20 protein-coding genes and 1 pseudogene are annotated in these 21,029 nt (G+C 60.6%); 6 read left to right on the top strand and 15 right to left on the bottom strand.

Annotated features, from left to right (window positions below; translation table 11 throughout):
* Positions 1-10 precede the first annotated feature (10 nt).
* From RIN61_RS17680 to RIN61_RS17670, 3 genes are read right to left on the bottom strand one after another with little or no spacing between them, the layout of a single operon-like run.
* Positions 11-910, bottom strand: a complete 900-nt coding sequence (locus RIN61_RS17680) for an alpha/beta fold hydrolase (RefSeq protein WP_313853149.1) — start codon at positions 908-910, stop codon at positions 11-13.
* 23 nt (positions 911-933) lie between these two features.
* On the bottom strand, positions 934-1,974 hold the full coding sequence (locus tag RIN61_RS17675; protein ID WP_264209512.1) for a MerR family transcriptional regulator: 1,041 nt from the start codon (positions 1,972-1,974) through the stop codon (positions 934-936).
* A 32-nt stretch (positions 1,975-2,006) separates the two neighbouring features.
* The gene (locus RIN61_RS17670) at positions 2,007-2,873 is read right to left on the bottom strand and encodes a class I SAM-dependent methyltransferase (protein ID WP_108479878.1); all 867 of its coding nucleotides are present in this window, start codon (positions 2,871-2,873) and stop codon (positions 2,007-2,009) included.
* A gap of 483 nt (positions 2,874-3,356) precedes the next feature.
* Between RIN61_RS17670 and RIN61_RS17665 the strand changes: the two genes are divergently transcribed.
* The 3 genes and pseudogenes from RIN61_RS17665 to RIN61_RS17655 all read left to right on the top strand — a co-directional run.
* A complete protein-coding gene (locus RIN61_RS17665) occupies positions 3,357-3,599 on the top strand; it encodes a hypothetical protein (RefSeq protein WP_313853140.1) in 243 nt (80 codons plus the stop codon).
* Between the two features lie 60 nt (positions 3,600-3,659).
* A protein-coding gene (locus RIN61_RS17660) for an IS3 family transposase (protein WP_087535084.1) occupies positions 3,660-4,810 on the top strand; the annotation gives its coding sequence in 2 pieces (ribosomal slippage) (positions 3,660-3,894 and positions 3,894-4,810; 1,152 coding nt in all).
* A gap of 10 nt (positions 4,811-4,820) precedes the next feature.
* A pseudogene (locus RIN61_RS17655) lies at positions 4,821-5,147 on the top strand (tyrosine-type recombinase/integrase); the annotation flags it as partial.
* A 245-nt stretch (positions 5,148-5,392) separates the two neighbouring features.
* Here the strand turns inward: RIN61_RS17655 and RIN61_RS17650 are convergent.
* Positions 5,393-6,067, bottom strand: coding sequence for a hypothetical protein (locus RIN61_RS17650; protein ID WP_084296974.1), 675 nt, complete (start codon positions 6,065-6,067; stop codon positions 5,393-5,395).
* 143 nt (positions 6,068-6,210) lie between these two features.
* Between RIN61_RS17650 and mutS the strand changes: the two genes are divergently transcribed.
* Both mutS and fdxA read left to right on the top strand, forming a co-directional pair.
* Complete coding sequence (gene mutS, locus RIN61_RS17645) at positions 6,211-8,784, top strand: DNA mismatch repair protein MutS (RefSeq protein WP_313853136.1); 2,574 nt, start codon at positions 6,211-6,213, stop codon at positions 8,782-8,784.
* Between the two features lie 140 nt (positions 8,785-8,924).
* Positions 8,925-9,248, top strand: a complete 324-nt coding sequence (gene fdxA / locus RIN61_RS17640; RefSeq protein ID WP_112251073.1) for a ferredoxin FdxA — start codon at positions 8,925-8,927, stop codon at positions 9,246-9,248.
* A gap of 638 nt (positions 9,249-9,886) precedes the next feature.
* On the opposite strand, the gene rpoS is transcribed toward fdxA, so the two are convergent.
* From rpoS to RIN61_RS17600, 8 genes are all read right to left on the bottom strand, one after another.
* Positions 9,887-10,894: an RNA polymerase sigma factor RpoS gene (gene rpoS / locus RIN61_RS17635; RefSeq protein WP_013971277.1), complete on the bottom strand. Its 1,008-nt coding sequence runs from the start codon at positions 10,892-10,894 to the stop codon at positions 9,887-9,889.
* A gap of 108 nt (positions 10,895-11,002) precedes the next feature.
* Positions 11,003-11,860: a peptidoglycan DD-metalloendopeptidase family protein gene (locus tag RIN61_RS17630; RefSeq protein WP_313853133.1), complete on the bottom strand. Its 858-nt coding sequence runs from the start codon at positions 11,858-11,860 to the stop codon at positions 11,003-11,005.
* Between the two features lie 220 nt (positions 11,861-12,080).
* Positions 12,081-12,719 carry a protein-L-isoaspartate(D-aspartate) O-methyltransferase gene (locus tag RIN61_RS17625; protein WP_015269209.1) on the bottom strand — a complete coding sequence of 213 codons (639 nt, stop codon included), beginning with the start codon at positions 12,717-12,719 and terminating at the stop codon, positions 12,081-12,083.
* A gap of 35 nt (positions 12,720-12,754) precedes the next feature.
* On the bottom strand, positions 12,755-13,504 hold the full coding sequence (gene surE, locus RIN61_RS17620) for a 5'/3'-nucleotidase SurE (protein ID WP_085626450.1): 750 nt from the start codon (positions 13,502-13,504) through the stop codon (positions 12,755-12,757).
* Entirely contained in the window at positions 13,492-14,550 is a 1,059-nt protein-coding gene (truD, locus tag RIN61_RS17615) for a tRNA pseudouridine(13) synthase TruD (RefSeq protein ID WP_112251069.1), read from the bottom strand. Before truD ends, surE begins: the two co-directional genes overlap by 13 nt.
* The gene (ispF, locus tag RIN61_RS17610) at positions 14,547-15,020 is read right to left on the bottom strand and encodes a 2-C-methyl-D-erythritol 2,4-cyclodiphosphate synthase (RefSeq protein ID WP_015269207.1); all 474 of its coding nucleotides are present in this window, start codon (positions 15,018-15,020) and stop codon (positions 14,547-14,549) included. Before ispF ends, truD begins: the two co-directional genes overlap by 4 nt.
* 433 nt (positions 15,021-15,453) lie before the next feature.
* Positions 15,454-16,308, bottom strand: a complete 855-nt coding sequence (fghA, locus tag RIN61_RS17605) for an S-formylglutathione hydrolase (protein ID WP_025337989.1) — start codon at positions 16,306-16,308, stop codon at positions 15,454-15,456.
* An 8-nt stretch (positions 16,309-16,316) separates the two neighbouring features.
* Positions 16,317-17,429, bottom strand: coding sequence for an S-(hydroxymethyl)glutathione dehydrogenase/class III alcohol dehydrogenase (locus tag RIN61_RS17600; RefSeq protein ID WP_039614790.1), 1,113 nt, complete (start codon positions 17,427-17,429; stop codon positions 16,317-16,319).
* A 107-nt stretch (positions 17,430-17,536) separates the two neighbouring features.
* Here RIN61_RS17600 and RIN61_RS17595 point away from each other — a divergent pair, with 107 nt between their 5' ends.
* The gene (locus RIN61_RS17595) at positions 17,537-18,433 is read left to right on the top strand and encodes a LysR substrate-binding domain-containing protein (protein ID WP_015269205.1); all 897 of its coding nucleotides are present in this window, start codon (positions 17,537-17,539) and stop codon (positions 18,431-18,433) included.
* Between the two features lie 132 nt (positions 18,434-18,565).
* Here the strand turns inward: RIN61_RS17595 and ispD are convergent, their stop codons facing one another.
* From ispD to eno, 3 genes are all read right to left on the bottom strand, one after another.
* Positions 18,566-19,273 (bottom strand): 2-C-methyl-D-erythritol 4-phosphate cytidylyltransferase, encoded by a 708-nt coding sequence (gene ispD / locus RIN61_RS17590; protein ID WP_112251067.1) that lies wholly within the window; start codon positions 19,271-19,273, stop codon positions 18,566-18,568.
* A complete protein-coding gene (ftsB, locus tag RIN61_RS17585; RefSeq protein WP_004375443.1) occupies positions 19,270-19,551 on the bottom strand; it encodes a cell division protein FtsB in 282 nt (93 codons plus the stop codon). Before ftsB ends, ispD begins: the two co-directional genes overlap by 4 nt.
* 168 nt (positions 19,552-19,719) lie before the next feature.
* Positions 19,720-21,009, bottom strand: a complete 1,290-nt coding sequence (gene eno / locus RIN61_RS17580) for a phosphopyruvate hydratase (RefSeq protein ID WP_025337986.1) — start codon at positions 21,007-21,009, stop codon at positions 19,720-19,722.
* Positions 21,010-21,029: the final 20 nt, after the last annotated feature.

The raw sequence follows: 21,029 nt of genomic DNA, 5'->3' as shown, positions 1-21,029 counted from the left end.
GACGCTGGGCTTACGGTTCAACACCATCTTTTGCCTTTATCGATGGAGCACCTTGAGCATCAGCGAGCCAGTTGGCAATGGCGCGTGCGACAATGCACGAACACTCAACCATCATCATGTGCTGTTCTCCTTCGATTAGATGCAGCGTCGAACCTGCTATTCGATCGGCTGTTCGCTTCATCGCGCCTTCTCCGAAGAACTGGTCATCCTTTCCGCCAATAACCAAAGTCTGTGCCTCGATGCTGTTCAGCCAATCTGCACGCTCGCCGGAACATTCCAACAAAGCATTCAGGTAACGAACAATCGTTTGGGTATTCCCCATTCGCTGAGCCAGTCGCTTACGACCAAGCCAAAGTGCCGCGCGTAGCAAGGCGTTTCGCCATGGGCGCCGAAAGACAGTGGTGAAACTTTCCATCAATGCAACGTAATCTTGAGCCAGGACGTGGGACACTTGCTGACGAACCAACCCCCTGCCGGTTTCGCCAAGCTCGTGAGCGCTTGAAACAAGAATGAGCCTGCGGACAAGGGCAGCGTTCCGAGAAGCGAGGCGCAATGCCAGGATGCCCCCGAATGATATACCGACCAGGATAATGGGCCCAAATCGTCGAGCGACCAGCTCCGCCATACGTTCCGCAAGTATCTGCAAGGTCGCACCTGGTACTGCATCGGGATACCCAAGCAAGACGAACGAAGTATTTGCAGGCAGAATTCGGGCGATTCGCCGACAATCCCTGCGCTGACGGCGAGGCGTCTGCTGCCGCATAAATCCTTGTCCACCGTTAATCACAACGACTTCCGGCGGCTTTTCTCCAAAATGAGTGTACGGGATACCACGCGCTTCGCAGAACTGGATAACGGGACCTGTTGCCTGCGATTCGGTGCCTGGACGTAAAGGATATTTCGAAAACATAATCTATGGTTTTAGTGTATTCATCATGCGCCGGGCGCCTGGACATTCGCGCTTGCAGAAACCGAAGCGACGGCCTTTTCAAGAAACTTCAGCAGACAGGGATGGAGCCAGGTACCGACGCGCAATTCTTCTTCGGACTCCTCTGCACGGCGTATGGCCTGGAGTGCGGCGTCGTCCAGTGCCAGCTTGTGCCGCATGGCCAGCCACGACCTTGCGATCAGCTGCACCTCGGCGCTCGTGGCTGGACAATGAGCGTTGCGCAGGACTTCCAGGCTATCAAGCAGGCCTGGCCACTCCCGCATCACGCCGATGTAAGTGCGTCGCAGGTATTGATAGGCGTTGGGGCTCAAATGCTTGCGATAGATCAGCAGGCGGTGCTCGCAGAACGCCTTCAGGATGTACTCTCCAAGCTGTGGAGAAAACCCCGTATTAAACAGGTCCTCCCCGCGCGAAGTGAGCAGATTGTCCACGCGCACGAACATTCCAGCGTTTGACCGCGTGTCTTTTTCCACCAGCGCAATCCAATCGCGTGCCGCACGGCGAGCAGCCGATGCGCGTGGAGACACTCCCCTTTCAAACAATGCCCTGAGGCCATCAATACGCTTCTGCCAAGGAGCCGCAAATCTTCCGTTAGCTCCAAGCAAGGGCAAACTGAGATCATCTTCACTGAGATGGTGGCGATAGAACGCCATCGCTTCCAGCGTATTGAGGCAACCCGCCTCCGACAGGTCTTCTTCAAGTAGTGCACGTTGCAAACGTTCCAGACGGGTGCGAAGTTTGTGCTGATGCGCTATCTCGGCATCGACACGGATCAGCTGCGCAGAAAGAATGGCCGGGGTTGAAAGTGTTCCTTCACACAGGATCTGGCGGATTTCACCCAGAGAAATGCCCAGCTCGCGAAGCGCCAGGATTTTGTTGAGCCGTTGGATGTCTGCCGCTCCGTAAAGCCGATAACCGGCATCGGAGCGAACTGACGGTTCAAGCAGCCCGAGGTTGTCATAGTGGTGCAATGTGCGTACCGAAAGCCCCGCCCGCTTGGCAAGTTCGCCGACTTTTAGCTGCACAGCAATGTCCCCTCACGCCAATTCAATGCACATTAGCCTACAGTTGCGGTGAACAGGCGCAAGCCACCATCCACGGCCTGGAGCCCATCTCGCCGACGCATGAAGTAGCGTGCGTTAATGGCTTCCGCATCCAGGCATTCCACATCGCAGAACCCGTTACAAAGGAGCATCTCCATTAATTGAGCGGGATCAAACGCGCTTAGCCAGGGCTCCCCTGCGGCCGCGAAAGACCGCGCAGCCATATCTTCCATCCATTGCTCTACCGGAGACAGAAACTCGCGTGAGATGCGGGCATCGAACACAATCTCGCTCTGGGAAGAATAAAGGGAAACCTGGCGGATGATCGCCGAAACGACTGAGGTTTCCAGGTAAGGAAGCACGCCCAAGCAGCTGAATATGGTCGGCAGCTTCGGATCAATTCCATGGTTACCGAGCAATTCCATCAGGGGGGCTTCAGCCAGGTCGGCAGTCAGAAAGACCACGTTGGAAGGAACGGAAATGCCGCTCTCCTTCAGACGGTCAAGTTTCCATTGTTGGGTCTGCGCTTGATCCAGTTCGACGCATCTGACGTTGTCAGGGATGCGAAGGAACAGCGTGTCCAGGCCTGCTCCCAAGATCACGACCTGGCGAACTCCGGTGCCAATAGCGCGAACGACCCTGTCTTCCACAAGCCTGGTGCGTGCGACCACAGCGGCGCGCATTGTTCGAAGCATGGGAGCGTTGTGGACATAGGGGTCAACGAGCGTTTGTCGCGCCAGGTTGCTGCCCAATATGTCGAACGCGTGTCTATCCTGCAAAAGCGTGGGCTCATCGAGCAGTTGATGGACCGCACGTGCAAGGGCCATGGTAAGCGCTGACTGGCGGCGGGGAATGCCATCGAGCAGTGGTTGCGGGTTCATGTTTCAATCACATCCCATTGATTTCAGTTGACCATAGAAATGGTCAACCCTCCCGTAACGTCAGGGTCAAGTCCGTTTTCCCGTTCCTGTTCGACTCTTTCGCCCATCAGGATCAGCCCCCAGGGCAAACTAGTTGTTCAGCTCAGAGAAACAGGCTCATGTAGCCAAGACAACATTCCTATCTGCACCGTCCGCTTTCGACCCAAAGCAGCCGTTCGAATTTGCTTGCGCAACCAGGCGGTTGTCAGCTTGAAGCATGCTTGGGCCAGCATTCACGGCAAACTGCTAAAAAAGTGCCCGAACACCTGGCCACAGTGTAGGGGTGATGCCAAGAATCAGGTGCTTTCTATCTGGAGCGCCAAGGCGCAAGATCAGTGGCTCTGCCAAGCAGCTAGTCGAATAACACCCGTGGCGGACCAGCAGGAACAAGCGATCTTGTAAATAGATACGCACTAGGCAAAACAAGTATTCTAGGGAGGGGACATGGTTTTAAATTTCGACAAACTCAACGCCGGCACGGCGTCTAAGCAGATTGATCCGCGAAAAATCTTCACCACGTTGAAGCGAGACACTCGATTTCGTCGCCCGCTTGATGAGCAAGCTGACGTACTGGACGCCTGGTTCACTCGTAGAGCAGCACGCGACCTGACACTGAAGATGAACACAGGTGGCGGGAAAACCGTGGTCGGGCTTCTGTGCCTTCAAAGCTCGCTCAATGAAAACTGAATCGCCCCTGGTTTCGTAGACACCTCCAAGCCTCATAATGAGGCCCAAATAGGAGGTGCCATGAGTCGTCAGCGTTACCCCGAAGAATTCAAGATCGAAGCGGTCAAGCAAGTGACCGAGAAAGGCAAACCTGTCGCCGATGTCGCCCAGCGCCTGGGCATGTCCGTGCACAGTCTTTACGCCTGGATCAAGGTCTACAGCAAGCCCCAAGAGCAGCGTCAGCAAGACGACGATCAGCAGGCCGAACTGCGCAAGCTACGCGCTGAACTCAAGCGCGTGACGGAAGAGCGAGACATCTTAAAAAAGGCCGCCGCGTACTTTGCCAAGGAGTGCGGCTGAAGTACGCCTTCATCAAGAAGCACTCGACTGATTACCCGGTGCGGCGCCTTTGCCAAACCCTCAAGGTGCACCCCAGCGGCTATTACGCCTGGCTGGCCGAGCCTCAATCTGCCCGAGCAAAAGAAGATCAACGTCTGCTTGGCTTGATCAAACACGCTTGGCTGGAAAGCGGAGGTGTATACGGCTACCGCAAAATTCACGATGACCTGCGTGAGCTGGGAGAGGAATGCGGCCGAAATCGAGTCAGGCGCTTGATGCAGGCGGAGGGGCTGCGTTCTCAAACGGGCTATCGGCGGCGTCCAGGGTTCTATGGTGGAAAACCAACAGTGGCCTCGCCCAACCACCTCGCGCGGCAGTTCAAGGTAAGTGAGCCGAACAAGGTCTGGGTGACAGATATCACTTACATCCGCACCTATGAAGGGTGGCTCTACCTCGCGGTAGTGCTGGATCTGTTCTCACGCCAAGTAATTGGTTGGTCAATGAAGCCAAGGATGTGCAGCGACCTGGCTATCGACGCGATGTTGATGGCTGTTTGGCGACGCAAGCCTCAGCAGCAAGTTATGATTCACTCAGATCAAGGCAGTCAGTTCAGTAGCTCGGATTGGAAAAGCTTTTTGAAGGCCAACAATGTAATCAGCAGCATGAGCCGGCGGGGAAACTGCCACGACAATGCCGTAGCCGAGAGCTTTTTCCAGCTTTTGAAGCGAGAGCGAATCCGACGAAAGATCTACACAACCCGTGAAGAAGCCCGAAGTGATATTTTCGATTACATCGAGATGTTCTATAACCCTAAACGCCGACACAGCAGTGCTATGCAGCTGTCTCCAGTAGAGTATGAGAAACGCTATTTCCTGAGCTTGGAGAGTGTCTAGAAAACCAGGGGCGATTCACAGGAAGGTTCCCGGGCTCACCTTGTTCTGCACCCGGGGCGGTGGCAAGCCGGTCTCCTATGAAACGGTTAAGGATGCATTCAAGAAGGCCTGCGATCAGGCCAACGTCACCGGAGCTACCATCCACGACCTTAGAGCCAAGTCGCTGACCGATACCGACAAACAGGGTAATGATGCCCAGAGGCTGGGTGGTCACACAGATGGCCGGATGACTCAGCGCTATCTGCGCCTTCGAGATATCAAAGTTGCAACCGGCCCAAGGTCAGTCGCATTGGAAAAAACATCCGTATCCAGCCCAACGAAAAAGCCCCTCAAATGAGGGGCCTTTTCTGTGCTTCTGATCAAAGGATCAGGCCATCAGTACTGGCTCAGCCAGGCCGTTGGCAGCACAAATTTGGTGAATATCACGCGATGCTTGCTTGAAATCAGCGATCGACTTTCGAGATTTCTCAAGGTTTTCCTTTCGCGCTGTCTGCGACATGGGCCTTAGATTTCGCAACGATTTCCCAACCATATGCATATCTCCCATTCCCTTTCTCACTTTCTCACTGTCTTTCATTTCTATCAGACGGGAATCAAAACGTCTTGGTTCCCCAGGTATGCATCTTTGAGTCGGGCTAGCCAATGACGATACGTTAGCCCGTCCTCCTCACAAATCAAGCTTTCTGATGGGGCGTCTCTTACAGAACCATCAGGAGCCATTAAAAGCAATGCTGTATAGACATCCATAAAGAGGTCATCGAACAGCTTGAACTGCTGCTGCAAGGGTTCCTTGAGCGGATGCTCAGGCTCAACCTCGTCTGCAAAGCAGAGATATTCTCCTTGCTGCGTTCTCCTCGGCCGGTGGTACATCACCACACCAGGCTTGAGGGGAGGCAGAGATCGCACGTTCTCGGTGGCTCTTACCAAGAACCATAGCCAAATAGTGGCAGCAGCACTCATGACGTAGCGACCAAAGGTGATTTCCACCATTCCCTTGGTCTCGTTCAGCGCCACGATCAGATCAATCATCGTTGCTACACACCCGCCGCCGTTGTGGCGCAGATGTAGCTCGAAGCTGCTACCAGGCTGTGCTGCGTTCAGCTGATCTATGACAGGCTGAACCGAGGCACGAGAGATTTCGTTGGGAAGCTCCAGCCGAATTTTGGCGGGAACCCTTACGATTTCGTCCAGCTGATCATTTGCTGCAGCTTCCAATGCTTCGCCTACCAACGCTTGATTCGGACGCGAATGGTACATGGGTGAAATGGCAGTGCCAATATGCAATCACGCATTATCTGATGAAATCTCTGTCCCAAAAGCGGACGAATCTTGGCAGAATACCCGCCTTAATTTTAGACAGATCGCGATTGTCTAATAGACGAACAGCTGTAAGGCCTTGAATGTCCAGTCTTTCCGACCATACCCCAATGATGCAGCAGTACTGGAAGCTGAAGAACCAGCACCCGGACCAGCTGATGTTCTACCGCATGGGCGACTTCTACGAGATCTTCTACGAAGATGCGAAAAAAGCCGCAAAACTGCTGGACATCACGCTGACCGCGCGCGGTCAGTCGGCCGGCCAGTCCATCCCCATGTGCGGGATTCCGTTCCATTCGCTGGAAGGCTACCTGGCCAAGCTGGTCAAGCTCGGCGAATCGGTGGTGATCTGCGAACAGATTGGCGACCCCGCCACCAGCAAGGGCCCGGTGGAACGCCAGGTGGTGCGCATCATCACCCCCGGTACGGTCAGCGACGAGGCCCTGCTCGACGAACGTCGCGACAACCTGATTGCCGCGCTGCTCGGTGACGAGCGCCTGTTCGGCCTGGCCGTACTGGACATCACCAGTGGCAACTTCAGCGTGCAGGAGATCAAGGGCTGGGAAAACCTGCTGGCCGAGCTCGAGCGCCTGAACCCGGTCGAGCTGCTGATCCCCGACGACTGGCCGCGCGACCTGCCTGCCGAAAAACGCCCGGGCGCCCGTCGCCGCGCGCCATGGGACTTCGACCGTGATTCGGCGCGCAAGGCCCTGTGCCAGCAGTTCGCGACCAAGGACCTCAAGGGCTTTGGCTGCGACAAGCTGACCCTGGCCATCGGCGCCGCCGGTTGCCTGCTGATCTACGCCAAGGAAACCCAGCGCACTGCCCTGCCGCACCTGCGCAGCCTGCGCCACGAACGCCTGGACGACACGGTCATCCTCGACGGCGCCAGCCGCCGCAACCTGGAGCTGGACATCAACCTGGCCGGCGGCCGCGACAACACCCTGCAATCGGTGATCGACCGCTGCCAGACCGCCATGGCCAGCCGTTTGCTGAGCCGCTGGTTGAACCGCCCGTTGCGCGACCTCAAGGTGTTGCAGGCACGCCAGGACTCGATCCGTTGCCTGCTCGACGGCTACCGCTTCGAGAAGCTGCAGCCGCAGCTCAAGGAAATCGGCGATATCGAGCGGATTCTCGCCCGTATCGGCCTGCGCAACGCCCGCCCACGCGACCTGGCACGCCTGCGCGACGCCTTGGGCGCGCTGCCCGAGCTGCAGAACGCCATGGCCGAGCTGGAGGCACCGCACCTGGCCCGCCTGGCCGCCATTACCGGCACCTACCCCGAACTGGCCAGCCTGCTGGAGCGGGCGATCATCGACAACCCGCCGGCGGTGATCCGCGATGGCGGCGTGCTCAAGGCCGGCTATGACAACGAACTGGACGAGCTGCTGGCGATCAGCGAGAACGCCGGCCAGTTTCTGATCGACCTGGAAGTCCGGGAAAAGGCCCGCACCGGCCTGGCCAACCTCAAGGTCGGCTACAACCGGGTGCATGGCTACTTCATCGAGCTGCCGACCAAGCAGGCCGAGCAGGCCCCGGGCGACTACATCCGCCGTCAGACCCTCAAGGGCGCCGAGCGCTTCATTACTCCGGAACTGAAGGCGTTCGAGGACAAGGCGCTGTCGGCCAAGAGCCGCGCCCTGGCCCGCGAAAAGATGCTCTACGACGCTCTGCTGGAAACCTTGATCAGCCACCTGGCGCCGCTGCAGGACAGCGCCGCCGCCCTGGCCGAACTGGACGTGCTCAGCAACCTGGCCGAACGTGCGCTGAACCTGGACCTGAACTGCCCGCGCTTCGTCGACGAGCCGTGCCTGCGTATCGAGCAGGGCCGTCACCCGGTGGTGGAACAGGTATTGACCACACCGTTCGTGGCCAACGACCTGGGCTTGGACAACAGCACGCGCATGCTGATCATCACCGGCCCGAACATGGGCGGTAAGTCTACCTACATGCGCCAGACCGCCCTGATCGTGCTGCTTGCGCACATCGGCAGCTTCGTGCCGGCGGCCAGCTGCGAGCTGTCGCTGGTCGACCGCATCTTTACCCGCATCGGCTCCAGTGACGACCTGGCCGGCGGCCGCTCGACCTTCATGGTCGAGATGAGCGAAACCGCCAATATCCTGCACAACGCCACCGACCGCAGCCTGGTGCTGATGGACGAAGTGGGCCGCGGCACCAGTACCTTCGACGGCCTGTCGCTGGCCTGGGCCGCCGCCGAGCGCCTGGCCCAGCTGCGTGCCTATACACTGTTCGCCACGCACTACTTCGAGCTCACCGTGCTGCCGGAAAGCGAGCCGCTGGTGGCCAACGTTCACCTGAACGCCACCGAGCACAACGAGCGCATCGTGTTCCTGCACCACGTGCTGCCTGGCCCCGCCAGCCAGAGCTACGGCCTGGCCGTGGCGCAGCTGGCTGGCGTGCCGACGGCCGTCATCCAGCGTGCCCGTGAACATCTGGCGAGACTGGAAACCACCAGCCTTGCGCATGAACAGCCCCCGGCCCAAAAGGCCAAGGACGTGCCACAGGTCCCGCACCAGAGCGACCTGTTCGCCAGCCTTCCACACCCGGCCATCGAGAAGCTGGGCAAGCTGCAGCTGGACGACATGACCCCGCGTCAAGCTATCGAAATGCTATATCAACTAAAGAACCTGTTATAACGGCGCCCACTACAAGCTGGTAGAATCCGCCGCGGTTTGCTGGTGCTGCAGGTTATTAGCCTGGCCTGCAGCCACATGCCCGTAAACCGCGCGGCCCTGAGAGGAAGGGCCGCCGCCGTCGCCTGAGGAGAGAATTAGAAATGACCTTCGTCGTCACCGACAACTGCATCAAATGCAAATACACCGACTGCGTGGAAGTCTGCCCGGTGGACTGCTTCTACGAAGGCCCGAACTTCCTGGTCATTCATCCGGACGAGTGCATCGACTGCGCCCTGTGCGAGCCGGAGTGCCCAGCGCAAGCCATCTTCTCGGAAGACGAAGTGCCAGCGGGCATGGAAAACTTCATCGAGCTGAACGCCGAACTGGCGGAAGTCTGGCCGAACATCACCGAGCGTAAGGACGCCCTGCCAGACGCTGAAGAGTGGGACGGCAAGACCGGCAAGATCGAACACCTGGAGCGCTGATAGCGCCGCATACGAAAAAGGCCCTTGCGGCCTTTTTTGTTTTTTGCAGGCAAAAAAAAGGGGCGGTTTGACCCGCCCACATTTTTTTCCGTAGTCCCTGCTTGTCCCAAACATCATCCTGATGAAATCGCTTCTTGCGATGTCCCTGGCTTTCCTCCTGAAAGCCTGTGCATGTCCCTGTGCACAGTTCGAATACTAGCGACTTGCGCTGGGCGGGCAACCGCTAAACCTCACAGGGTATTGCAGGTGACACATTTCCTCACAGCTGAATAAGCGAAGGTTTTCAATGAGTTGGGAAAATACAGGTGCTGGATACGACAATGATTTACTGAAGCATACATAGAAGGCTTACAGAACAAGTAAGCAAAGGCTTACACGCGATGTTACTGGGGTGGCGCGGTACACATTTGATATTGGTTTTGCCTGAGCGATTTTGGGGCTGCCTTGCAGCCCATCGCGACACAAGGCCGCTCCTACAGAGGACCGCGATCGCCTGCATGATCGCGCCCCCTGTAGGAGCGGCCTTGTGTCGCGAAAGGGGCGCAAAGCGCCCCCGGCAATTTTGAATGGGACACCTCTGGTCGCCACATACAAAAACGCCCCGAGGTCATCGGGGCGTTTGCTGTTACAGACCTTCGCTACTGGAACAACGATTCACTGGAAAGGCCGTTCTTCTCGAGGATCTCACGCAAACGCTTGAGCCCCTCGACCTGTATCTGCCGTACCCGCTCACGGGTCAGGCCGATCTCCAGGCCGACATCTTCCAGGGTGCTGCTTTCATGCCCGCGCAGGCCAAAGCGGCGCACCACCACCTCACGCTGCTTGTCGGTCAACTCACCCAGCCATTGGTCGATGCTCTGCGACAGGTCGTCATCCTGCAGCAGTTCGCACGGGTCGGTCGGGCGGTCGTCGGTCAAGGTATCGAGCAGGGTCTTGTCCGAGTCCGGGCCGAGCGACACATCCACCGAAGACACCCGCTCGTTCAGGCCCAGCATGCGCTTGACCTCGGCGACCGGCTTCTCCAGCAGCGTGGCGATTTCTTCTGGCGAGGGTTCGTGGTCCAGTTTCTGGGTCAGCTCGCGCGCGGCGCGCAGGTAGACGTTCAGCTCCTTGACCACGTGGATCGGCAGGCGAATGGTGCGGGTCTGGTTCATGATCGCCCGCTCGATGGTCTGGCGAATCCACCAGGTCGCATAGGTCGAGAACCGGAAACCACGCTCCGGGTCGAACTTCTCGACTGCACGGATCAGGCCCAGGTTGCCCTCCTCGATCAGGTCGAGCAGCGACAGGCCGCGGTTCACGTAACGGCGGGCAATTTTTACAACCAGGCGCAGGTTGCTTTCGATCATGCGCTTGCGGCCGGCGGGGTCGCCCTTTTGCGACAGGCGCGCAAAGTGCACTTCCTCTTCCGGCGAAAGCAGAGGCGAGAATCCGATCTCGTTGAGATACAGCTGGGTGGCATCGAGCGCCCGGCTGTAATCGATGTACTTGTGTTGCTTGAGCGAAGAGCCCGACTTGGCCCTCGTCCGAACCGAAGATACAGCAGGTTCGTCTGACACCACATCCGTTTCCAAAACGATACCCGTCTCCATCAGAAGTAGGTCATCGTCGATGTCAAACTCCGGCACTTCTTTACTGAGAGCCATTGTTATAGTCCTTTGCTGAGTTCGAACTCAGACTCGAGCGGCACCTGTCTCCCTGGCAGCGCTGGAGCCTGTCCCCTCTACATCACAGGAACAGGCCGGGCCCAACGGTCAACGACGTGGCAGGAACTGGAGCGGATCGACGGGTTTGCCCTGGCGGCGAATCTCGAAATGCAGCTTCACCCGATCAGTGCCCGTGGACCCCATTTCAGCAATCGACTGCCCTGCCTTGACCTGCTGCCCCTCCCGAACCAACAGCCTGCGGTTATGGCCGTAGGCACTGACGTAGGTATCGCTGTGCTTGATGATGATCAGTTCGCCATAGCCCCTCAAGCCACTCCCGGCGTACACCACTGAACCATCAGACGCAGCAAAAACAGGCTGTCCCAAATCACCGGCGATATCAATGCCTTTATTCAAACTACCGTTTGAAGCGAATTTTCCAATCAGCACGCCATTGGCAGGCCAGGTCCAGCCACCTACTGCGCGCTCTGCGGCAGGCACCGTGGCAACCACCGGGGCGCTGCTGGAGGCTGCCGGCGTGGCCGGCCTGGTGGTGCTGGCAGGGGGTGTGCTGGTACTGCCCACAGGCCGCCGGATGACCGTGGTCTTGCTCGACGACGACGGGCTGGACACCACCGTGGTGCTGCCGGTAGAGCCACTGCTGAAACGAATCGCTTGCCCCGGGCGAATAGTGTAAGGCGCCGCGATGCCGTTGCGCGCAGCCAGTTCCTTGTAGTCCCAGCCATAACGGAAGGCGATGGAGAACAGCGTATCGCCAGGCTTGACGATGTATTGCCCGGTGGTTACAGCCGGGCGCTTGGGCACGGTGTTATTGCGGTCGACCACCCGCGCGCTATTGCTGCTGGTGCTAGAGCAACCCACCAGTAGCGTGCCCATGGCCAGTGCAATCACCAGAAGCGTGAAACCCGACCCGTCCTTGCGCTGCCGAATGACTGTGTGACCCACCCGCGCTCCCCTCATGGTGCCGAAAACGATATGAAGACAAGAAATGCAATATTGTTGCAATTATAACCAAGCCCGCCCGCATTGGCAGGGTGGGTGAAAGACTGCTGCAAAGCCTTGGTGCACGCAGTGCGCTGGCGCTTCACCCCGCCAGATAGACAGGGCGTTGCCGCAAGAATTCGGTGCTGGCGCAAAAATATCGCGCGGCTCGAACCAGCCGTGTTCAGGCCAGCGGGCCGTTGAGCAGCGGTACGAAGCGCACGGCCCCCAGCACCCGGCGAGAGAATCCATGCTCCTCGCGCACGATCAGCATCAGCTGCTGGGTTTCACCGGCCGGCCCTACCGGGATCACCATACGGCCACCGGGTGCCAGCTGGTCAAGCAGTGCCTGCGGCACTTCCGGCGCCACGGCGGTGACGATGATGCCATTGTACGGCGCCAGCGCCGGCCAGCCTTCACAACCGTCGCCCCAGCGGAACACCACGTTACGCAGGTTCAGCTCCACCAGGCGCTCCTTGGCCCGGTCCTGCAGCACCTTGATGCGTTCCACCGAGAACACCCGCTCGACCAGCTGGGCCAGGATTGCCGTCTGGTAGCCCGAACCGGTGCCGATCTCCAGCACCTTGTCCAGCGGCCCGGCCTCGAGCAGCAGCTCGCTCATGTGGGCAACCATGAATGGTTGCGAGATGGTCTGGTTGTGGCCGATCGGCAGCGCAGTGTCTTCGTAGGCGCGATGCGCCAGCGCCTCGTCGACGAACAGATGGCGCGGGGTACGACGGATCACGTCGAGCACCTTGGTGTTCGATACGCCCTCCTCGCACAGGCGCTGGATCAGCCGCTCCCGGGTACGCTGGGAGGTCATGCCGATGCCACGCCGCAGCATATCGTCCTCGCGCATCAGAGCAGGCCCTCCAGCCAACCGTCGAGCTGCTCGAAGGCATCACTGAAGGTGCGGTCGAGCTGCAGCGGAGTGATCGATACATAGCCCTGCATCACCGCATGGAAGTCGGTACCCGGGCCACCGTCCTCGGCATCCCCGGCCACGGCGATCCAGTAGCCCTCCTTGCCGCGCGGGTTGACCACCTTGGTCGGCGCCGCCGCCCGCGCCCGGTGACCGAGGCGGGTGAGCTGAATGCCACGAATGTGCTCCAGCGGCAGGTTGGGGATGTTGACGTTGAGCACGGTGCGCGGCGGCAAGGCCAGACGCGACTGCGCCTCGACCAGGCGGCGGGCGATATGGGCCGCGGTCGGCAGGTTGTCCGGCTGGCGCGACAACAACGAAAACGCCAGCGAGGTACCACCGAGAAAACGGCCTTCCAGCGCGGCCGCGACCGTGCCCGAATAGAGCACGTCGTCGCCCAGGTTGGCACCGAGGTTGATCCCCGACACGACCATGTCCGGCGTCTGTGGCAACAGCCCATTGAGCCCCAGGTGCACGCAGTCGGTCGGCGTGCCGTTGAGGCTGATGAAGCCATTGGCCAAGGTCTGCGGGTGCAGTGGCCGGTCCAGCGTCAGCGAACTGCTGGCGCCGCTCTTGTCTTGATCCGGGGCTATAACCACGCACTCGGCGTAATCCGCCAGCGCAGCGTGCAGCGCGGCGATGCCGGGTGCGGTAACACCGTCGTCGTTCGAAATCAGAATACGCATGAGCTGTCCGTCTGCCCCGCCGACACCAGATCCACGACTTCGCGCACCACCACGGTGGCGAAGCATCCGGCCGGAAGGACGAATTCCAGTTGCAGGATATCAGGCTCGGGATAATGCCACGTAAGACCGCCAATAGGGAGCCGCAGAATACGTCGTTCGTGATCCATGCCCGCCAAGGCCAGCCACTGGCAAAGTGCCGGCTGCCGTGCGGCGATCGCATCCTCTTGTTGCGCAGAACTTCCCGTAGCCGGCGAATCGCCTGCTCCCCACAGCGGGCCGGTCGGATGCAAGTCAAGGATCGCCAGCCGAGGATCGGAACATTCCGACTCCCCAGCAGGAAAGAAGCTACGACTGGTGGTGAACGCCAACAGGTCGCCCACCTGGGCACGCGCCCAGCTACCGTCGGCAACACGGGCGGCCAGCACCTGGTTGAACAGGTAGCTGCGCCCGGCCGAGAGCAACCGCGAACGCACGTTGCGCTGTTCGGGCAAGGCCTTGCGTGCGGCCCAATCGAGGGCGTCGTGAACGTTGCCGCCACCGTGACCGAAGCGCTGAGTGCCGAAATAATTCGGCACGCCGTGCTGCTTGAGCTGTTCCAGGCGCGCATCCACCGCCTGGTGATCGGCAGCCAGGGCAGTCAGGCGCAAGGTGAAGCCGTTGGCCGAATGCGCGCCACGCTGCAGCTTGCGCTGGTGGCGCACCTGCTTGAGCACACGCAGGCTGGCATCCTCGGCACGTGACAGGTCCGGGTCGGCCTTGCCTGGCAGGTGCAGGCTGAACCACTGGCGGGTCAGGGCCTGGCGGTCCTTGAGGCCGGCGTAGCTGATCGTGCGCACCGGCACCCCAGCGGCACGGGCCAGGCGGCGGGCCGCCTCCTCGGTGTTCAGGTCACGCTTCTCGACCCAAAGCCACAGGTGCTCGCCCTGGCCCGACAGCGGGATGTCCAGTACTTCGTCGACCTGGAAATCTTCGGCCACCGCCTTGAGGACGGCGGTACCCAGCGGTTCGCCCGATGCGCGCGGGCCCAGCAGTTCCAGTTCGGTCATGCTGGCAGCAGCAGGGCTACCGAATGCACGGCGATGCCCTCCTCGCGGCCGGTGAAGCCCAGCTTCTCGGTAGTGGTAGCCTTGACGTTGACCTGGTCGAGCTCGACCTGCAGGTCTTCGGCGATCAGCTTGCGCATGGTTTCGATGTGCGGGGCCATCTTCGGCGCCTGGGCGACGATGGTGGCGTCGATGTTGCCGACTTTCCAGCCCTTGGCCTGGACGATGCCGACCACATGGCGCAACAGCACGCGGCTGTCGGCGCCCTTGAACTGCGGGTCGGTGTCGGGAAAGTGCTTGCCGATGTCTCCCAGCGCTGCCGCGCCTAGCAAGGCATCGCTCAGGGCGTGCAGCAACACGTCGCCATCGGAGTGGGCCAGCAGGCCGTATTTGTGGGGGATACGCACCCCGCCCAGGGTAATGAAATCACCGTCGCAGAAACGGTGCACATCGTAGCCATGGCCAATACGCATAGAAAAACGCCCTGAATGAGTCAGGGCGTGATTCTACCTGCTTTTGAGGCATTGGGGCTGGGGTGATCGGCACAGCATTGTCTGCGCCTGTGAGATCGAGCGCCGCCCGCGCGGCGCTTCGCGGGTGTTCGCCTTGACACTTTCTGCGCTTGTGAAACCGAGCGCCGCCCGCGCGGCGCTTCGCGGGGCAAGCCCGCTCCCACATTTGTTGCAACGTGGCCATGTCTGTTGGAGAGGCGTTGCCCGCCTTGGTGCATGTCTTCAGACAGGTGGGGCGGCAACAATGCCCACCTCGAAATCCCGTCATGCCAACAAGGCTGACAACCATGGCCTCACAGACATGGCCACGTTGCAACAAATGTGGGAGCGGGCTTGTCCCGCGAAGCGCCGCGCGGGCGGCGCTCAATCTCACAGGCGCTGAAAACGCTATGCCTTACACCCGCCCCAGCGCCACCGCATGATGACGCAGGTGTTCCTCGATAAAGCTGGCGATGAAGTAGTAGCTGTGGTCATAGCCAGGCTGCAGACGCAGGGTCAGTTCATGCCCCCCTTTGCGTGCCGCCTGCTCCAGGGCTTCAGGCTTGAGCTGCTTCTCGAGGAAGTCGTCGCGGTCCCCCTGGTCCACCAGCAACGGCGGACATTCGCCGGCCGGGGTCTCGGCCAGCAGCACACTGGCATCCCACTCGCGCCAGCGCGCACGGTCTTCACCCAGGTAGCGGCTGAAGGCTTTCTCGCCCCAAGGGCAATCCATCGGGTTGCTGATCGGCGAGAACGCCGACACCGAACGGTAGCGCCCCGGATTGCGCAAGGCGCACACCAGCGCGCCATGCCCGCCCATGGAGTGGCCGCTGATGCTGCGCTCGCCCGAAGCCGGGAAGTGCGCTTCGATCAACGCAGGCAACTCCTCCACCACATAGTCGTGCATGCGGTAGTGCTGGGCCCAGGGCTGCTGAGTGGCATTGAGATAGAAGCCGGCACCCAGGCCGAAGTCCCAGGCGCCGTCCGGGTCGCCCGGCACCTGCTCGCCACGCGGGCTGGTGTCGGGGGCGACGATGATCAACCCAAGCTCCGCGGCCAGGCGCTGGGCGCCGGCCTTCTGCATGAAGTTCTCGTCGGTGCAGGTGAGGCCGCTGAGCCAGTACAGCACCGGCAGCTTCTCGCCCTGTTCAGCCTGCGGCGGCAGGTAGACGGCGAACACCATGTCGCAGCCCAGCACCTTGGAGTGATGCCGGTAACGCTTGTGCCAGCCGCCGAAGCTCTTCTGGCAGGAGATGTTATCCAGGCTCATGGCAAACCTCAGAAGTGGATCACGCTGCGAATGCTCTTGCCTTCGTGCATCAGGTCGAAGGCCTTGTTGATGTCTTCCAGGCCCATGGTGTGGGTGATGAAGGTATCCAGCGGGATTTCGCCCTTCTCGGACATCTCCACGTAGCTTGGCAGCTCGCTGCGGCCACGTACGCCACCAAACGCCGAACCACGCCATACGCGGCCGGTGACCAGCTGGAACGGACGAGTGGCGATTTCCTGGCCGGCACCGGCCACGCCGATGATCACCGACTCACCCCAGCCCTTGTGGCAGCACTCCAGCGCGGCACGCATCAGTTGCACATTGCCGATGCACTCGAAGGAGAAGTCCACACCGCCGTCGGTGAGGTCGACGATCACTTCCTGGATTGGGCGGTCGTAGTCTTTCGGGTTGATGCAGTCGGTAGCACCCAGCTGACGGGCGATTTCGAACTTGGCCGGGTTGATGTCGATGGCAATGATGCGCGACGCCTTGGCCTTGACCGCACCGATTACCGCAGACAGGCCGATGCCACCCAGGCCGAAGATGGCCACGGTGTCACCCGGCTTGACCTTGGCGGTGTTGAGCACTGCGCCAATACCAGTGGTGACGCCACAACCCAGCAGGCAGACCTTTTCCAGCGGCGCTTCTTTCTGGATCTTGGCCACGGAGATTTCCGGCAGCACGGTGTACTCGGAGAAAGTCGAGGTACCCATGTAGTGGAACAGCTGCTGGCCCTTGTAGGAGAAGCGCGTGGTGCCGTCCGGCATCAGGCCCTTGCCCTGGGTGGCGCGGATAGCCTGGCACAGGTTGGTCTTGCCCGAGAGGCAGAACTTGCACTTACCGCATTCCGGGGTGTACAGCGGAATGACGTGGTCACCGACGGCGACCGAGGTGACGCCCTCGCCTATCGCCTCGACGATCGCGCCACCTTCGTGGCCGAGGATCGACGGGAAAATGCCCTCCGGGTCGGCGCCCGACAGGGTATAGGCGTCGGTGTGGCAGACACCGCTGGCGACCACGCGCAGCAGCACTTCACCGGCCTTGGGCATGGCCACGTCGACTTCGACGATTTCCAGGGGTTTCTTGGCTTCGAAGGCTACGGCAGCACGGGACTTGATCATCAAAGGTCTCCAGACAGAGGGTCGATTCAGTCTGGCAGTGTAATTCACCGTCTTTTGATGAATAATCATGGCAAAGACAAAACATTATTGCCATGCAGGGATAATCAATGAGTAGCCGCTGGGAAGGCATCGACGAATTCGTCGCCGTGGCCGAGTCGGGCCAGTTCACCGCGGCCGCCGAGCGCCTGGGGGTTTCCTCGTCGCATATCAGCCGGCAGATTGCCCGCCTGGAGGAACGGTTGCAGACGCGCCTGCTGTATCGCAGCACCCGGCGGGTGACCCTGAGCGAGGCCGGGCAGACATTCCTGCAGCACTGCCAGCGCCTGCAGGATGGCCGCGAGGAAGCCCTGCGCGCCATGGGCGACCTGGCCAGCGAGCCCAAGGGGTTGCTGCGCATGACCTGCGCGGTGGCCTATGGCGAGCGCTTCATCGTGCCGCTGGTGACACGGTTCATGGCGCTGTACCCGCAGCTGCGGGTGGATGTGGAACTGAGCAACCACACCCTCGACCTGGTGCACGAAGGCATGGACCTGGCCATCCGCCTGGGCCGCTTGGCCGACTCGCGACTGGTGGCAACCCGCCTGGCGCCACGGCGCATGTACCTGTGCGCCTCGCCGGCTTACCTGGAACGTTATGGCCGGCCGCACAGCCTGTCGGAGCTGGCGCGGCACAATTGCCTGGTGGGCAGTTCGGACTTGTGGGCGCTGCAGCAAGACGGCCGCGAGATCAGCCAGCGAGTGCAGGGCAACTGGCGTTGCAACAGCGGGCAGGCGGTGCTGGACGCGGCGCTGCAGGGCATGGGGTTGTGCCAGCTGCCGGATTATTACGTGCTGGAGCACTTGAACAGTGGCGCGCTGGTGTCGTTGCTGGAGGCGCACCAGCCACCGAATACGGCGGTGTGGGCACTGTATCCACAACAGCGGCACCTGTCGCCGAAGGTGCGGCGGCTGGTGGATTACCTGAAGGAAGGGTTGGCGGGGTTGCCGGAGTATCGCTTGAACTGAAACCTCGTGCTGCCTGGTCTGACCTCTTCGCGGGTAAACCCGCTCCCACAGGTACAGCGCAAACCTGAAGGGATGTGCGATACCTGTGGGAGCGGGTTTACCCGCGAAAAGGCCGGCACAGGAGCAAGAAATTCAGCGGCGCCCTGCCCAGCGCTGGCGCAACCACTCCAGGTCTTCCGGCCGGGTCACCTTGATGTTGTCGCTGCGCCCTTCGACCAGCCGTGGCGCCTGGCCAGACCACTCGATGGCGGAGGACTCGTCGGTCACCAGCACATCCGACACCAGGCACTCGGCCAGCGCCCGATGCAAGGCCCCCAGGCGGAACATCTGCGGCGTATAGGCCTGCCAAATGGTGCTGCGGTCCACGGTGGCACCCACCCGGCCATCGGCATCGGCGCGTTTGAGGGTATCGCGCGCCGGCACCGCCAGCAGGCCACCCACCGGGTCGTCCGCCAGCTCCGACAACAGCTTGTCCAGGTCGCTGCGCGTCAGGTTTGGTCGCGCGGCATCATGCACCAGTACCCAGTCGCTGTCCGCCGCCCCTTGGGCATGCAGCATCAGCAAGGCATTGAGCACCGAGTCGGCACGTTCGCGGCCACCCGCTGCGCGCTGGATGCGTGGGTCGCTGGCGCAGCGCAGGCGAGGCCAGTACGGGTCATCTTCGGCAATGCTGACCACCACACCCTTGAGCATCGGGTGGCCGAGAAAACAGTCGAGGCTGTGCTCGAGAATGGTCTGCCCAGCCAGCTCCAGGTACTGCTTGGGGCGGTCGGCAGCCATGCGGGCGCCTACGCCCGCAGCAGGAATCACGGCCCAGAAGGCGGGTAACGTTTCGATCATTTCTGTGGCAACTGGAAGAGGGTTTCGCCCTCTTTGACCATTCCCAATTCGTGGCGAGCCCGCTCTTCAACGGTCTCCATGCCTTTTTTCAGTTCCAGCACTTCGGCATCGAGCACGCGATTGCGCTCGAGCAAGCGCTCGTTTTCGGCATGCTGCTCGGCAATCTGCTGCTTCAGCTCGGTCACTTGCGCCAGGCTGCCGTTACCCACCCACAGGCGGTACTGCAGGCCACCCAGTAGCAGGAGCAGGACGAGGAACAACCAATAGGGACTGCGCATCACGTTATCCAGATTAAAAAGGCTGCCCGGGTATTTTTACTTCGGGGCCTCGAATAGCACGAAGCCTGGCCGAGGCCAGGCTTCGTCGACAGAAACCCGTTGGAATGTAGGAAAGAACAGTACGAACGTTCCTACAACTCCGGCTGCTGTCTTTTTACCATCTCTTGCTTAGCCGCGAAACTCGGCACGACCGCGGTAAACCGCTTTGGCACCCAGTTGCTCTTCGATGCGCAGCAGCTGGTTGTACTTGGAAACGCGGTCGGAACGGCACAGCGAGCCAGTCTTGATCTGGCCAGCAGCGGTACCCACGGCCAGGTCGGCAATGGTCGAGTCTTCGGTTTCACCGGAACGGTGCGAAATCACCGCGGTGTAACCAGCAGCCTTGGCCATCTGGATGGCCTCCAGGGTTTCGGTCAGCGAGCCGATCTGGTTGAACTTGATCAGGATCGAGTTACCGATGCCCTTCTCGATGCCTTCCTTGAGGATCTTGGTGTTGGTCACGAACAGGTCATCGCCAACCAGCTGCACCTTGGTGCCGATCTTGTCGGTGAGGATCTTCCAGCCAGCCCAGTCGGACTCGTCCAGGCCGTCTTCGATCGAGATGATCGGGAAGCGCTCGGTCAGGCCTTTCAGGTACTCGGCGAAGCCTTCGGCGTCGAACGACTTGCCTTCGCCAGACAGGTTGTACTTGCCGTCTTCGTAGAACTCGGAAGCCGCGCAGTCCAGGGCCAGGGTCACGTCGGTGCCCAGCTTGTAGCCGGCTTTCTCGACGGCTTCGGCGATGGCGCCCAGGGCGTCTTCGTTGGAAGCCAGGTTAGGGGCGAAACCACCTTCGTCACCAACGGCGGTGTTCAGGCCACGGGCCTTCAGCACGGCTTTGAGGTGGTGGAAGATTTCAGTACCCATGCGCAGGCCGTCGGAGAAGGTCTTGGCGCCAACTGGCTGAACCATGAACTCCTGGATGTCGACGTTGTTGTCGGCGTGCTCGCCACCGTTGATGATGTTCATCATCGGTACCGGCATCGAGTACTGGCCCGGGGTGCCGTTCAGGTTGGCGATGTGCGCGTACAGCGGCAGGTCCTGGTCCTGAGCAGCGGCCTTGGCGGCAGCCAGGGAGACGGCGAGGATGGCGTTGGCGCCCAGCTTGGCCTTGTTCTCGGTACCGTCCAGTTCGATCATGGCGCGGTCCAGGCCCTTCTGGTCGGCAGGGTCCTTGCCCAGCAGCAGGTCACGGATCGGGCCGTTGATGTTGGCGACGGCCTTCAGCACGCCCTTGCCCAGGTAACGGCTCTTGTCGCCATCACGCAGCTCCAGCGCTTCGCGCGAGCCAGTGGAAGCACCGGACGGCGCGCAAGCGCTGCCGATGATGCCGTTGTCGAGCAGTACATCGGCTTCCACGGTGGGGTTGCCACGCGAATCGAGAACTTCACGACCTTTGATGTCGACGATTTTTGCCATTGTTGTAAGCACTCCAGAAT

Origin of the sequence: Pseudomonas inefficax (genome assembly GCF_032164165.1) — a bacterium.
In the GTDB taxonomy this organism is placed as follows: Bacteria; Pseudomonadota; Gammaproteobacteria; order Pseudomonadales; family Pseudomonadaceae; genus Aquipseudomonas; species Aquipseudomonas inefficax.
This window is presented reverse-complemented; position numbering and strand designations above follow the sequence as displayed.

Bases quoted from the DNA above. Each gene is read 5' to 3' on its own strand.
- RIN61_RS17680 (WP_313853149.1), bottom strand. From the start codon at position 910: ATGTTTTCGAAATATCCTTTACGTCCAGGCACCGAATCGCAGGCAACA.
- RIN61_RS17670 (WP_108479878.1), bottom strand. From the start codon at position 2,873: ATGAACCCGCAACCACTGCTCGATGGCATTCCCCGCCGCCAGTCAGCG.
- RIN61_RS17665 (WP_313853140.1), top strand. From the start codon at position 3,357: ATGGTTTTAAATTTCGACAAACTCAACGCCGGCACGGCGTCTAAGCAG.
- RIN61_RS17650 (WP_084296974.1), bottom strand. From the start codon at position 6,067: ATGTACCATTCGCGTCCGAATCAAGCGTTGGTAGGCGAAGCATTGGAA.
- mutS (WP_313853136.1), top strand. From the start codon at position 6,211: ATGTCCAGTCTTTCCGACCATACCCCAATGATGCAGCAGTACTGGAAG.
- fdxA (WP_112251073.1), top strand. From the start codon at position 8,925: ATGACCTTCGTCGTCACCGACAACTGCATCAAATGCAAATACACCGAC.
- rpoS (WP_013971277.1), bottom strand. From the start codon at position 10,894: ATGGCTCTCAGTAAAGAAGTGCCGGAGTTTGACATCGACGATGACCTA.
- RIN61_RS17625 (WP_015269209.1), bottom strand. From the start codon at position 12,719: ATGACCTCCCAGCGTACCCGGGAGCGGCTGATCCAGCGCCTGTGCGAG.
- surE (WP_085626450.1), bottom strand. From the start codon at position 13,504: ATGCGTATTCTGATTTCGAACGACGACGGTGTTACCGCACCCGGCATC.
- truD (WP_112251069.1), bottom strand. From the start codon at position 14,550: ATGACCGAACTGGAACTGCTGGGCCCGCGCGCATCGGGCGAACCGCTG.
- ispF (WP_015269207.1), bottom strand. From the start codon at position 15,020: ATGCGTATTGGCCATGGCTACGATGTGCACCGTTTCTGCGACGGTGAT.
- fghA (WP_025337989.1), bottom strand. From the start codon at position 16,308: ATGAGCCTGGATAACATCTCCTGCCAGAAGAGCTTCGGCGGCTGGCAC.
- RIN61_RS17600 (WP_039614790.1), bottom strand. From the start codon at position 17,429: ATGATCAAGTCCCGTGCTGCCGTAGCCTTCGAAGCCAAGAAACCCCTG.
- RIN61_RS17595 (WP_015269205.1), top strand. From the start codon at position 17,537: ATGAGTAGCCGCTGGGAAGGCATCGACGAATTCGTCGCCGTGGCCGAG.
- ispD (WP_112251067.1), bottom strand. From the start codon at position 19,273: ATGATCGAAACGTTACCCGCCTTCTGGGCCGTGATTCCTGCTGCGGGC.
- ftsB (WP_004375443.1), bottom strand. From the start codon at position 19,551: ATGCGCAGTCCCTATTGGTTGTTCCTCGTCCTGCTCCTGCTACTGGGT.
- eno (WP_025337986.1), bottom strand. From the start codon at position 21,009: ATGGCAAAAATCGTCGACATCAAAGGTCGTGAAGTTCTCGATTCGCGT.